Below are 13074 nucleotides of genomic sequence, written 5' to 3' on the forward strand. Positions count from 1 at the left end.
CGCGCCTGCGGAGGTCACCGGGCCGACCGGGCTGGGACGTGGGCTCACACGAGCTGATCGCCGAGGTGGCTCCGCCGGTACAGGACGTGCCGCCGGCCGCTGCTCTTCTCGATCGCCTACCGGATCCTGGGCAGCGTCAGCGAGGCCGAGGACGCGGTCCAGGAGACCTGGCTGCGGTACACGACCTCCCCGACTCGGCCCTCGTCCGTCAAGTCCTTCCTCTCGGCGATGGTCACCCGGATCTCGATCGATGTGCTGCGGTCGGCCCGGCTGCGCCGGGAGGAGTACGCCGGGCCGTGGTTCCCCGAGCCGCTGCTGACCGACCCCTACCAGGACCCGGAGCGCGCGGCGGAACTGGCCGACTCCCTCTCGATGGCGGCACTCCTGCTGCTCGAACGGCTCAGCTCGCTCGAACGGGCGGTCTTCGTGCTGCGGGACGTGTTCGGGTTCGGTTTCGACGAGGTCGCGGCGGCCGTCGGACGCTCCGAGGCCGCGTGCCGCCAGCTCGCGGTCCGGGCCCGCCGCCACATGGACGCGGGCCGCACCCGCTTCACCGCCGACCGGGCCGAGCGCACCGAACTCGCCGGACGGTTCCTGCACGCCTTCCGGGAAGGGGACGTCGACGGACTGCGGGAGCTCCTGGCCGCCGACGTCCAGATGGTCGGCGACGCCGGCGGCAAGGCCCCGCAGCTCGGTGGCCGGATCATCGGCCTGGAGAAGGTGGCGCGCGCGCTCGCCTGGTCCGTCTCGCGGTTCGTCCGGGCCGGTGCCGTACTCGAACAGCGGGACGTCAACGGGCAGCCGGGCGCGATCGTCCGCGACCGGGACGGCAAGGTCCTCGGTGCGTGGGCGCTCGACATTCTCGACGGCCAGATCCAGACGATCCGCGCGGTGAACAACCCCGACAAACTCCGCCACGTCGGCCCCGTGGCGGACGCCTGGAGCGCCCTCCACGCAGCGAACCAGCCCATGACGGATTGACAGCGTGCGGGCCGTGCCTGCTGCGGGGACGTCAAGGCTGCTGCCGAGCAGGGCAGGTTCACCCGGGTCCGTTGACTTGCGGCGTGTTGTTGGTATGAGCGCGTCGGAAGCAACAACACGCCGCATGTCAACGAGGTGGCGACCCGGCATGGTTCGGAGCGTCCGGTCAGCGGGGGCGGGGCGGGTATTTGGCTACGAAGAGGCCCTCGGCCGACACGCAGGTTTCGCCGTTCGCCTTGATCTCGCCCGTCGTGCGGATCTTGCGGCCGTCCACCGAGACCTGGCGGGCGATGATCGTCAGCGGTTCGAAGAGCGGGGTCAGGTGGTGGTAGCGGACGGTCAGCTCGGCCGTCACCCCCGAGGCGCCCGCCCAGCCGTTCGCCACGCCCAGAGTGTGGTCGAGGAGGAGCGCCGAGACGCCGCCGTGGACGCTGGACGGCGGCCCCTGGTACGGCAGGCCCAGCGTCGCCACGGCCTGGATGGTGTGGGAGTCCACGGCCGTGTATTCGAGGGGCGGCGCGATCGAATTCTCCGGGCCGGTGACCGGGTCATGGCGGGTCATGCCGTCGCCGCGCCACATGTTGACCAGGCGGTCCTCCAGGGGCGGCGCCGTCGCCTCCAGGTCGTCGGCCACGGCGTTCAGGCGGTCGGCGATGCCGGACATGTCGGCGTCCGTCATCTCGCCGGAGCGGACGAGCGCGTCGATCACGCGGCGGGCCGCCTCGACGGCGGCGTCCACACCGGCGGGCCGGGTCTCGGAATGCAGGTCGATCGTCATCACGCAACCGGGTCCCGGGGCAGGCCGAGGAGGCGCTCGCCGATGATGTTCAGTTGCACGTCCGTCGTGCCGCCCGCGATCGACATGTTCCGGGAGTTCAGGAACATCCAGGCCGGGTCCTTCATGCCGCCTTCGCCGCGGCCGGAGAGCGCTTCGGGGCCGATCCAGTCCATGGCGGTCTCCCACACCTGCTGGATGTGCTCCACGCCGATCAGCTTGCCGATGCTCGACTCGGCGCCCGGCTGCCCGCCGGCGAGGGAGCGCAGGGTCGTGCGCAGGCCGAACAGGCTGCTCGACTGGGCGTCGCAGAGGATGCCGCCGAGCGTGGTCAGGCGCTCGTCGTCGACGTCCGCCGCCAGCTTGAGGAGGGCCTCGCCGCCGCTGCCGAGGGACGAGTCGTTCGAGAGCGAGACGCGCTCGTTGGCGAGGGTCGTCCGGGCGAGCTTCCAGCCGTCGCCGGGGGCGGAGACCAGGAGGTCGTCCGGGATGAACACGCCGTCGAGGAACACCTCGTTGAACAGGGTGTCGCCGGTCAGCTCGCGCAGCGGCCGGATGTCGATCCCCGGGGACTTCATGTCCAGCAGGAAGTACGACAGGCCCTTGTGCTTCGGGACGGACGGGTCCGTGCGGGCGAGCAGGATGCCCCAGTCGGCCTCGCGGGCCATGGACGTCCACACCTTCTGCCCGGTGATCGTCCAGCCGCCCTCGACCTTCTCGGCCCGCGTGGACAGCGCGGCGAGGTCGGAGCCCGCACCCGGCTCGGAGAACAGCTGGCACCAGCGGATGCCGCCGCGGAAGGACCCCGGCAGGAAGCGCTCGTGCTGGGCGGGCGACCCGTGCGCGATCAGCGTCGGCACCACCCAGTTGCCGATGATCATGTCGTGCGCGCGGAGGCCCGCGGCGCGCATCTCCTCGGCGATGACCAGCTGGGCGACGGCGTCCGCGCCCTTGCCCCACGGGACGGGGAGGTGCGGGGACGTGTAGCCGCGGTCGGCCAGGTACGTCACGCGCTCCCTGCCCTCCAGGGCCTTGGCCGGCTCCAGTTCGGCTCGGACCTCCGCGCGGACCTCCTCGGCCTCGGGCGGCAGCTCGACGCTCAGTTCGCGGCGGACGCCGTCCAGGGTCAGGCGTGCGACCCGGCGGCGCCACGACGCGGTGGAGCCGAGCAGGATGCGGAGGGTCTGTGCCCGGCGCAGGTAGAGGCTCGCGTCGTGCTCCCAGGTGAAGCCGATGCCGCCGAGGGTCTGGATGCAGTCCTTGGCGGTCTGGAACGCGGCCTGGACGCTGGTCGCGCCCGCGACGGCCGCGGCCAGGGACGCCTCGCGCGGGTCGGGCTCGTCCTGGGCGCGGGCGGCGTCCCAGGCGCAGGCGCGGGCCTGCTCGGCGTGCGCGAGCATCCGGGCGCAGCGGTGCTTGACGCCCTGGAACTGCCCGATCGGGCGGCCGAACTGCTCGCGGACCTTGGCGTACTCGGCGGCGGTCGCCGTCGCCCAGTCGGCCAGGCCGGACGACTCGGCGGCGAACAGCACCGCCGCGAGGTCGCGGACGGTCTGCGTCCCAATGTCCAGGACGGAGACGGCCGCGTTCGCCGGCTCGACCGTGCCCAGGCGGCGGGTCAGGTCGTGGCTGGGCAGCTCGTCGACGACGGCCGCGCCGCGGGGCAGGACGACCCAGGCCGTCCCGTCCCCGTCCCGGGCCGGGACGACGAGGACGTCCGCCAGCGGAGCGCCCAGCACCGGGCCCGAAACGCCGGTCACCGTGACCTCGGAGCCGGAACGGGTGAGGGCGAGGCTCCCCGCGTCCAGGCCCACCGCGCCGGCCGCGCTCCCGTCCGCGAGGGACGGCAGGTGCCCGGCGTGTCCCGCGCGGGACAGCACGGCGCTCGCCAGGACGGTCGGCAGGAACGGCCCCGGGACGATGGCGCGCCCCAGCTCCTCCAGGACGACGGCCAGCTCGACCAGGCCGTAGCCCGCGCCGCCCGCGCTCTCCGAAAGGTGCAGCCCGAGCAGTCCCTGCGCGGCGAGGTCGTCCCAGAACGCCGGCGCCTTCTCCTGCTCGGCGTCCACGGCGAGGCGCACCGCCGAAGGCGTCACCTGCCGCGACGTGAACGCGCGCACGGCGTCGCGCAGGTCGCGGTGCTCCTCGGTCAGCCCAATGGTCATGCTTCAGATCCGTTCGATGATGGTGGCCGTGGAATGCGCGCCGCCCGCGCACATCGTGACGAGGGCGGTCGACGTGTCGGACCGCTCCAGCTCGTTCACGGCCTGCGTGATGAGGCGGGCGCCGGTCGAGCCGACCGCGTGGCCGAGGGCGATGGCGCCGCCGTTGACGTTGACCTTGTCCATGTCGGCGCCGAGCACGGACGCCCACGACAGCACGACCGACGCGAACGCCTCGTTGATCTCGACGAGGTCGATGTCGGACAGCTTCATACCCGCCCGCTCCAGGACGTGCCGCGTCGAGTCGATCGGCCCGTCCAGGTGGTAGTACGGGTCGGACCCGACCATCCCGGACGCGACGATCCGGGCGCGGGGCCGCAGCCCCAGCTCGGCGGCCCGCTCGGCGGACATCAGCAGCACCGCGGCGGCTCCGTCGCTGATCTGGGACGAGTTGCCGGCGGTGTGGATCCCGTCCGGGATGACGGGCTTCAGCCCGGCGAGCGCCTCGGCGGTCGTGTTGCGCAGCCCCTGGTCGCGGGTGACCACGGCCGTCTCACCGGTCGGGCCCTCCTTGGTCATGATCGGCGCCTCGATCGGGAGGATCTGCCCGGCGAACCGGTCGTCGTCCCACGCCGCCTTCGCCTTGGCCTGCGACGCGAGCCCGAGGGCGTCGGCGTCCTCGCGGGTGATGCCGCGCTTCTTCGCGATGCGCTCGGCGGCGGTGAACTGGTCGGGGTAGTCGATGTCCCAGCCCTCGGGCGCGGGGCTGCCGGTCTCGGGGGTGCTCGCCTGCCCGAGGAACACCCGGCTCATCGCCTCGACGCCGCAACCGACGCCGATGTCGATCGCTCCGGACGCGATCAGCCCGGCGATCATGTGCACGGCCTGCTGGGACGACCCGCACGCGCAGTCGATAGTCGTGCACGCCGCCGTGTAGGGCAGGCCCGCGTACAGCCACGCGTTGCGGGTCACGTTGTTGGACTGCTCCCCCGCCTGCGTCACGCAGCCGCCGACGACCTGCTCGACCGCCGCGGCGTCGATGCCGGCGCGGCCGAGCAGCCCGCGCTGCGTGGCCCCGAGCAGCTGGGCCGGGTGCAGCCCGGACAGGGCGCCGCGGCGCTTGCCGACCGGCGTCCGGACGGCATCGACGATAACGGCCTCTGGCATGGAATGTCTCCTTAGTTCTCGGTCAGGACGCGCTTGGCCCAGCGGTAGTCGGCCTTGCCCGACGGGGAGCGGACGATCGCGTCCGCGAAGGTCACCACGGCGGGGATCTTGTAGCCGGCGAGGTGCTCGCGGCAGTGCGCCCGCAGGTCGTCGACGGCCGCGGACGCCCCGGGCCGCAGTTCCACGACGGCGGCGACGCGCTCGCCGAAGCGGTCGTCGGGGACGCCGGCGACCAGCGCGTCCATCACGGCGGGGTGCGACTTGAGGGCCTGCTCGACCTCCTCGGGGAAGACCTTCTCCCCGCCGGTGTTGATGCAGCCGGAGCCGCGCCCGAGGACGACGACCGTGCCGTCGGCCTCGACCCGGGCCATGTCGCCGAGGATCGTCCAGCGCGTGCCGTCGATGACGGGGAACGTCCGCGCCGTCTTCTCCGGGTCGTTGTGGTAGGCGAGCGGGACGTTCCCGGAGCGGGCGAGGTAGCCGACCTCGTCCGAGCCGGGCGGGACCGGCTTCAGGTTCGCGTCCACCACGGTGACGCGGGGGTCGGCGGCGAGCCGCATCAGGCCGTCCGCGCCGATCGCGATGGTGCCGTCCGCGCCCGACTCCGACGCGCCGAACGCGTTGTTCACGTGGATGCCGGGGATCAGCTCGGCGAACTCCTCCTGCACGCTGCGCGACAGGATCGCGCCGCCCGACCCGAGCACCTTGAGGGACGACAGGTCGTACTCGGCGCCGTGCGCGCGGATCGCGTCGGCGAGCGGGCGCGCGATCGCGTCCCCCACCACCGCGACGATCATGGGCTTCTCGCGGTCGATCGTGCGGAGCGCGTCCATCGCGTCGAAACGCCGCATCAGGATCGACTTGCAGCCGGTGAGCATCGCCATGAACAGCGTGTAGGACGCGGCGCCGTGCATCAGCGGCATCGTCAGCAGGTAGCTGAGCTCGAACCCGGTCTTCGCGCCCTCGACGAGCTCCTCGACGGTGCGGCGCGGCTCGCCGTACGGGTTCCCGCCCTTCACGGCGGCCATGTAGAAGTCCTCGTGCCGCCAGACGACGCCCTTCGGGTTGCCGGTCGTGCCGCCCGTGTAGAGGACGTAGCGGTCGTCGGCGCTGCGGCCCTCGCGCAGGGACGGGTCGGGCGAGCCGGGCTCGGACACGTAGTCGGTGACGCTGATCCGCGACGGCCACTCCGGCTTCTCCGCCGTCTCCCCCGTCCGGACGACCGAGACGACGCGCAGGTCGGGGCATTCTCCGGCGACGCGGGCGGCGGCCGGCGCGAACTCGTCGTCCACGACCAGGGCCGTGAGCCCGGCGTCGGTGTAGAGGTACAGCAGTTCCCGGTCGGTGTACCGGTAGTTGATGTTGACCGGCACGGCCCGGATCTTCAGGCAGCCGAGCATCGTCTCGACGTACTCGGTGCCGTTCAGCATGTGCAGGCCCACGTGCTCGCCCGGCGCGATGCCCGCCGAGCGCAGCCGGGCGCCCGCCGCGTCGGCCCGCGCGTCGAGGTCGGCGAAGGTCAGCCTGCGGTCGCCGCAGACGAGCGCCGTGCGGCCGGGGACGGCCGCCGCCACGGCCTCGAAGAAGGTCGCCAAGTTCAGCGTCATGGCCGCGAGACTAGAATTCGTTCTCATCGGAGGGCAAGGGCCGTCCCGCTCAGCGGTCTTCGCCTTTCACTCCACCTGCGGACACCCACTCAGCGGGACCGCGCCGCGGGCGGAACTAGAATTCGTACTAGCCTCCGGACGCGACCTGAACACCGATCCCGGAGGCTGCGATGAACGCTGACCTGTCCCTGGCGGGCCGCACCGCCGTCGTCACCGGCGCGGGCGCCGGGCTGGGCCGCGCCGAGGCGCTCGCACTGGCCGCGCAGGGCGCGAGCGTCGTCGTCAACGACATGGGCCCGGCCGCAGGCGACGTCGTCGCCGAGATCACGAAGGCGGGCGGCAAGGCCGTCGCGGTGACCGGGGACGTCGGCGACTGGTCGATGGGCGACACGCTGGTGTCGGCCGCCGTCGACACGTTCGGCTCGCTGGACATCGTCGTCAACAACGCGGGCGTGCTGCGCGACAAGATGCTGTTCAACCTGGCGGAGTCGGACTGGGACGACGTCATCCGCGTCCACCTGAAGGGGCACGCGGCCGTGTCCCGCGCCGCCGCCGTGCACTGGCGCGCGGCGAGCAAGGCCGCCGGCGGCCCGGTCTACGGGCGCGTGGTCAACACCGCGTCGGAGGCGTTCCTGTTCGGGTCGGCGGGCCAGCCGAACTACTCGGCGGCGAAGGCCGGCATCGTGGCGCTCACGCTGTCGACGTCCGCGGGCCTCGGCCGGTACGGGGTGCGCGCCAACGCGATCTGCCCCCGCGCCCGGACGGCGATGACCGAGGCGACGTTCGCCGAGGGCACCGCGCCCGGCGGCGTGGACGTGATGGCGCCCGAGCGGGTCGGCACGTTCGTCGGCTATCTGGCGTCCCCCGCATCCGAGAAGATCACCGGGCAGGTGTTCGTCGTCTACGGCGACATGGTGGCGCTGATGGCGGCGCCGACCGTGGAGCAGAAGTTCACCGCGGCCGACGGCGTCTTCTCCGTCGAGGAACTCGGCGCGCAGATCACGCCGTACTTCGACGGCCGCGACCCGCGGCAGACCTACGCCGCCTACAGCGTCGCCGCGCTCGACGACACCGGTACCAGCAAGTACTGATCACCCGAACCCGCCGGTGGCCGCCTTCGGCGCGAGGGGGCGGCCACCGGTGTTCCATCCGGTCGTGCTCAGAAGAGGGACGCCTCGCGCAGGGTGGCCTCGGCGCCGCCGTCCACGTAGATGACCTGGCCGGTCATGTGGCTGTTGACCGGGGAGATCAGCCAGCGCAGCGCCTCCGCGATCACCTCCGGGTCGGCGTAGCCGTTCAGCGGCATCGGGACGGCCTCGTTCATGATTTCGAACATGGCCTCGTCCGCGAACAGCGGCTCGGTCATCGGCGTCTTCACCACGCCCGGCGCGATCGCGTTCAGCGGGATGCCCGCGCCCGCCCACTCCGGGGTGGTGCAGACCCGGCGCATCCACTGCGCGAGCGCCGACTTCGACGACGGGTACAGCCGGCCGCCGGCGCCGCTCTCCTCGACCTTCGTCGCCGCCGCGATCGCGGCCGGCTCGTCCAGGTCCAGGCAGGCGCGGACGACGTCGTCGTCCACCGGGTGGGTGCCGGAGATCGAGGCGACGACGGCGGCGCGCGGCGACTCCGCCGCCGCGAGCGCGGGACGCAGCCCGTCCAGCAGCCCGACGACGCCGAAGTAGTTCACCTTGACCGGCATGATCGTGAAGTCGGAGACGCCGGCGCAGGCCACGACGGCGTCGAGCCGCCCGCCGGCCCTCTCCAGCGTCTCCCCGACCGCGCTCGCCCGGCCCTCGGGGACGCTCAGGTCGGCGCAGACCTCCGCGTCGCGCAGGTCGATCCCGATGACGGTGTCGCCCGCGTCCCGCAGCATCCCGGCGAAGGCCTCGCCGATGCCGGACGCCGAGCCGCTGACGGCGATGGTGCGTGCCATGGTCACTCTCCTAGGTGTGTGCGCCGCCGTCGACGCGGAAGTCGGCGCCGGTGTAGTAGGCGGCGTCGGACGACCCCGCGAACGCGATCGCGGCGGCGATCATCTCCGGATCGGCGGCACCGTAGTAGGACCGGATCTTGGAGAAGTAGTCGAGGTCGAGGCCGGGCGGGAACATGTCGGCGGACCGGACCAGCGGCGTGTCGACCGCGCCCGGGGAGATCGGCACGACCCGGATGCGCCGGGCGGCCAGCTCGGCGGCGAGGCTGAGGGAGAACGCCAGCACCGCGCCCTTGGACGCCGAGTACGCCGTCATGTACGGGTTGCCCTGCGTCGCCGACAGCGAGGCGGTGTTGATGATCACGCCCGTCCGGTCCGGGAGGTGCTTCAGCGCCTCGCGGCAGAACAGGGCGGTCCCGACGAGGTTGACGGAGAACAGCCGGTTCAGGTCCGCCACCGTCAGCGTCTCGATGGGGGTGGTCTTGTGGACGCCGGCCACGTTGACGAGGACGTCGATGCCGCCGAGCGTCTCGGCCGCGCCCGCCACCGCGGCGATCACGGCGGCCTCGTCGGTCACGTCGGCCGTGCGGGTGCTGATGGTGCCGGGCCCGGTGACCGCCTCGGCGGTCTCGGCCAGGCCCTTGTCGGAGATGTCCACGCCGTAGACCGCGGCGCCCTCGGTGGTGAGGCGGATCGCCGTGGCCCGTCCGATGCCGGACCCAGCCCCGGTGAGCAGCACTCTCACGCCGTCATAGCGATTCATGGCGGCACGCTAGCCGCGGTCCCGGACCGTCCGCCGGGACCATCCCGATCACTGGGAGGGGCGCGCGGCGTTCGACCGGGGCGCGAGGAGGAGCCGGCAGGCGAGGCGGATGTCGCTCTCCACGTCCGCCATGGACGCGCGGCCGTTCAGGCTCGACTGGAGCACCCCGTACCAGCACTGCATCAGCAGCCGGACGAGCGTGACGTCCTGCACGGTGGGGACCTCGATGCCCACGGCGCGCAGCAGGATCTCCCGGAACGTGTTGTCGATGTGGATCGTGTCGGCGACGGTCGCGACGTGCGCGGTGTTCGACGCGTGCAGCATCGACGCCGACAGCACGGGCTGCGCCATCAGGTTCCGGCTGGCCTGCACCAGCAGGTCGGCGACGGCGTCCTCGGGCGCGACGCCGGGCGCGGGCTCGGCGACCTGCTCGCGGAGCCGGTCGACCTGCGCCGCCATCACCGCGGTGAACAGGTGGACCTTCGACGGGAAGTACCGGTACAGGGTGCCGATCGCGACCCCGGCGGCCTTCGCCACCTCGTGCATCTGGACGCGTTCGAGGGACTTCTCCATGCCGATGCGCGAGGCGGCCCGCAGGATGCGCTGCCGCCGGTCGTGCTGCTCGGGTGAGCTGGGCTCGGCGGACATCCTCGCCGCTGCGATCCTCGCCACGGCCCCCCTCCCGTCCATCGGTTTGCTGACAAGGAACAATATCCAGTTCGAGTGTCATCCCCGCGATCACCGATACCGGTCAGTGGGACGGAGCGTCCCGCTGCGGCACCACCCGCACTTACGTTGTGCGCGCATAGATCGGGAGGGGATTCAAGTGGGAAATGCCCGGTGGGACGACGAATACGACGTGGTGGTGGCCGGTTCGGGCGCCGGAGCGATGGCGGGCGCGCTGGCGGCGGCGTCGACCGGGCTGCGGACCCTGGTCCTGGAGAAGACGAAGGTACTCGGCGGAACGTCCGCGTACTCCGGGTCGGCGATCTGGCTGCCGGGCACGCAGGTGCAGGAACGGGCCGGGATCGGTGACTCGACCGGGTCGGCGCGCACGTATCTGCGGGCGCTGCTGGGCGATGACGGCGAGGCCCACCGCGAGGCGTTCCTGGAGACGGCGCCCCAGGTGGTGGAGTTCCTGGAGAAGGACCCGGCGCTCGAATTCCGGTTCCAGGCGTTCCCCGACTACTTCGACGCGCCCGGACGCATGGACATGGGGCGCTCGTTCGTGCCGCTTGAGCTGCCGGTCGAGCAGCTCGGGGACCTGGCCGGGCTGGTGCGCCCGCCAGTCGACCGCGATCGGGCGGGGCGCGGTCACTCGGCGTCCGAGCCGATGGCGCAGGGGCGGGCGCTGATCGGGCGGCTGCTGCTGGCGTTCACCGCCACCGGCAACGGCGTCGTGCGCACCGAGACCCCGCTGACCGGCCTGATCGTGGAGGACGGCCGGGTCGTTGGCGCCGAGGCCGGCGGGCTCCGGCTGCGGGCGTCGCGCGGCGTGCTGCTGGCCGCCGGCGGGTTCGAGTCGTCGGCCGCCCTGCGCGCCGCGCGCGACGTGCCGGGAGGCGCGGACTGGACGATGGCCCCCGACGGCGCGAACACCGGCGACGCGATCGAGGCGGCGGTGCGGATCGGCGCGTCCACCGGGCAGCTCGACCAGGCGTGGTTCTGCCCCGGCCTGCTGACCCCGGACGGGCGGCCCGCGTTCACGCTCGGCTTCCGGGGCGGGCTCATCACGGACGGCTCCGGGCGGCGCTTCGCCAACGAGTCGCTCCCCTACGACCAGATGGGCCGGCGCCTCGCCGCCGCCGAGGGCCCCTTCCACCTGATCTTCGACGCGCGATCGCAGGGGCTGCCGGCGATCTCCGTCCCGCCGCTGACGGCCGACGAGCAGGTGGCGTCGGGGCAGTGGGTCCAGGCCGGGACCCTGGCGGAACTGGCCGGGAAGATCGGCCTCCCCGCGGACGTCCTGACCGAGACCGTCGAACGCTTCAACGGCTTCGCCGAGAAGGGCGTGGACGACGACTTCCACCGCGGCGAGGACCCCTACGACCGGTACTTCGCCGGCGGAAGGTCCTGCCTCGTCGCCGTGGACAGGCCGCCGTACTACGCAGCGAAGATCGTCCTGAGCGACCTCGGAACGAAGGGCGGGCTGTGCACCGACCCGGACGGCCGTGTCCTGGACGGCTCCGGCCGTCCCATCACCGGGCTCTACGCGGCCGGCAACACCAGTGCCTCGTTCACAGGCCCGGTCTACCCCGGACCGGGCATCCCGATCGGGTCGGCGGTGGCCTTCGCCTACCGCGCGGTCCAGAAGATGAGGAGAGACACGTGAGATCTGTCAGGGCCATGGGGCGCGTCGTCACGGCGGTCGCCGCCGCCGGGACGGTGGCTATCGGCACGGCCGCGTGCGGTGGCACGCCCGAAGTCACCGCGGTTCCCGCGAACGCCGAGGCGGGCCACGTCCCGCCGGGGCAGCGCGGGAACCTGATCAGCCAGCGTCCGCTGACGAACGCGGCGGCGCTCCCGAGCGCCGCGAAGAACCGGTTCGTCACCTACACGTCCGAGGGCGTGGGCGGGAAGCGGATCACGGTCACGGGCACCGTCGCCGTCCCGAAGGGCACACCCCCGCCCGGCGGCTGGCCGGTGCTGAGCTGGGCGCACGGCACGACCGGGACCGCCGACAGGTGCGCCCCGTCCGCCGACACCGCGAACGGCCCGGCCCGCGACTACCTGTCGATCACCGAGCAGTACCTGGACAACTGGGTGCAGCACGGCTTCGCCGTCGTCCAGACCGACTACGAGGGTATGGGCACCCCCGGCGAGCACCCGTACATGAACGGCGCCAGCGAGGCGAACACGGTCACCGACATCGTCCGCGCCGCCCGTAAGGCCGACCACCGCATCGGACGCGACTGGTTCGTCGCGGGCCACAGCCAGGGCGGCCAGGCGACGCTCTACACGGCCGCGGCCGCGCAGGAGCCCCGCGACATCCGCCTCAAGGGCGCCGTGGCGATCGGGCCCGGCTCGAACATGAGCCAGACCGCGAAGTACGTGAAGGCGCAGTACCCCGGCGCCGAGATCGCGCTGCCGTTCCTGTTCGTCCTGCTCAACGGCTACCACGCGGCCGACCCGACGTTCGTCCCCGAGGACCTCCTGACCGACGACGCCGCCGCCGTCGCCAAGGCGGGCCGGACGAACGCGTGCCTGCTGCAGCTCAAGCAGCTCAGCGCGAGCCTGCCGCTGAACAACGTGTTCCGCCCGGACGCCGACCTCACCCGGTTCGAGGACTACTACGACTCGCAGGAAGCGCTCGGCCTGAACATCAAGGTCCCGACGCTGGTGGCGCAGGGCGGCGCCGACCGCGAGGTCTCTCCCGCCGCGACACGGAACGTCGTGAACGACCTCTGCAAGCGCTACGGCAACATCGCCTACCAGGAGTTCGCCGGCGCCGACCACCGAGGCAGCATCAACGCCTCCTTCCAGGCCGGCCTGGAGTTCGCCAAGTCCCTCCGCAACAACGAAACCCCACCCACCACCTGCTGACCGCCGCGGCCTGCCGCCGCCTCCGGGCGGCAGCGGGCCGCCGCATGCCGGACGAGGTTGTCCTCCACCTTCAGGCCGAAGACGCCGCGCCCCCACATGGAGAGGGCGTGTTCTATCGCAGCAGATCAAGCCCGCGTCCCGGT

At 72.6% G+C, this 13074-nt stretch carries 11 protein-coding genes; 4 read left to right on the plus strand and 7 right to left on the minus strand.

The genetic code is table 11. The annotated features are described in order from the left end of the window. Positions 1–123: 123 nt before the first annotated feature. Complete coding sequence (gene sigJ, locus ACGFIS_RS11195; protein WP_392913062.1) at positions 124–981, plus strand: RNA polymerase sigma factor SigJ; 858 nt, start codon at positions 124–126, stop codon at positions 979–981. Positions 982–1147: 166 nt separating this feature from the next. Here sigJ and ACGFIS_RS11200 read toward each other — a convergent pair whose 3' ends face one another. Genes ACGFIS_RS11200 through ACGFIS_RS11215 form a run of 4 tightly spaced genes read right to left on the minus strand, consistent with a single transcriptional unit; the run spans position 1148 to position 6692 of the window. Continuing rightward, positions 1148–1759, minus strand: coding sequence for a PaaI family thioesterase (locus tag ACGFIS_RS11200; protein WP_392913005.1), 612 nt, complete (start codon positions 1757–1759; stop codon positions 1148–1150). Beyond that, positions 1759–3921, minus strand: coding sequence for an acyl-CoA dehydrogenase (locus ACGFIS_RS11205; RefSeq protein ID WP_392913006.1), 2163 nt, complete (start codon positions 3919–3921; stop codon positions 1759–1761). Before ACGFIS_RS11205 ends, ACGFIS_RS11200 begins: the two co-directional genes overlap by 1 nt. Positions 3922–3924: 3 nt before the next feature. Further along, a complete protein-coding gene (locus tag ACGFIS_RS11210) occupies positions 3925–5085 on the minus strand; it encodes a steroid 3-ketoacyl-CoA thiolase (RefSeq protein ID WP_392913007.1) in 1161 nt (386 codons plus the stop codon). A gap of 11 nt (positions 5086–5096) precedes the next feature. After that, entirely contained in the window at positions 5097–6692 is a 1596-nt protein-coding gene (locus ACGFIS_RS11215; protein WP_392913008.1) for an acyl-CoA synthetase, read from the minus strand. A gap of 170 nt (positions 6693–6862) precedes the next feature. Between ACGFIS_RS11215 and ACGFIS_RS11220 the strand changes: the two genes are divergently transcribed. Continuing rightward, the gene (locus tag ACGFIS_RS11220) at positions 6863–7783 is read left to right on the plus strand and encodes a 3-oxoacyl-ACP reductase (RefSeq protein WP_392913009.1); all 921 of its coding nucleotides are present in this window, start codon (positions 6863–6865) and stop codon (positions 7781–7783) included. Between the two features lie 68 nt (positions 7784–7851). On the opposite strand, the gene ACGFIS_RS11225 is transcribed toward ACGFIS_RS11220, so the two are convergent. Genes ACGFIS_RS11225 through ACGFIS_RS11235 form a run of 3 tightly spaced genes read right to left on the minus strand, consistent with a single transcriptional unit; the run spans position 7852 to position 10060 of the window. Continuing rightward, positions 7852–8628, minus strand: coding sequence for an SDR family oxidoreductase (locus ACGFIS_RS11225; RefSeq protein ID WP_392913010.1), 777 nt, complete (start codon positions 8626–8628; stop codon positions 7852–7854). A gap of 10 nt (positions 8629–8638) precedes the next feature. Next, complete coding sequence (locus ACGFIS_RS11230) at positions 8639–9388, minus strand: SDR family NAD(P)-dependent oxidoreductase (protein ID WP_392913011.1); 750 nt, start codon at positions 9386–9388, stop codon at positions 8639–8641. 48 nt (positions 9389–9436) lie between these two features. Beyond that, on the minus strand, positions 9437–10060 hold the full coding sequence (locus tag ACGFIS_RS11235; protein ID WP_392913012.1) for a TetR family transcriptional regulator: 624 nt from the start codon (positions 10058–10060) through the stop codon (positions 9437–9439). A 154-nt stretch (positions 10061–10214) separates the two neighbouring features. Between ACGFIS_RS11235 and ACGFIS_RS11240 the strand changes: the two genes are divergently transcribed. Both ACGFIS_RS11240 and ACGFIS_RS11245 read left to right on the plus strand, forming a co-directional pair. After that, complete coding sequence (locus ACGFIS_RS11240; RefSeq protein WP_392913014.1) at positions 10215–11720, plus strand: FAD-binding protein; 1506 nt, start codon at positions 10215–10217, stop codon at positions 11718–11720. Then, the gene (locus ACGFIS_RS11245; RefSeq protein ID WP_392913015.1) at positions 11717–12931 is read left to right on the plus strand and encodes an alpha/beta hydrolase family protein; all 1215 of its coding nucleotides are present in this window, start codon (positions 11717–11719) and stop codon (positions 12929–12931) included. The genes ACGFIS_RS11240 and ACGFIS_RS11245 overlap by 4 nt, the downstream gene beginning before the upstream one ends. Positions 12932–13074 lie beyond the last annotated feature (143 nt).

The sequence above is a fragment of the Spirillospora sp. NPDC048824 genome (assembly GCF_043198455.1).
GTDB lineage: Bacteria > Actinomycetota > Actinomycetes > Streptosporangiales > Streptosporangiaceae > Spirillospora.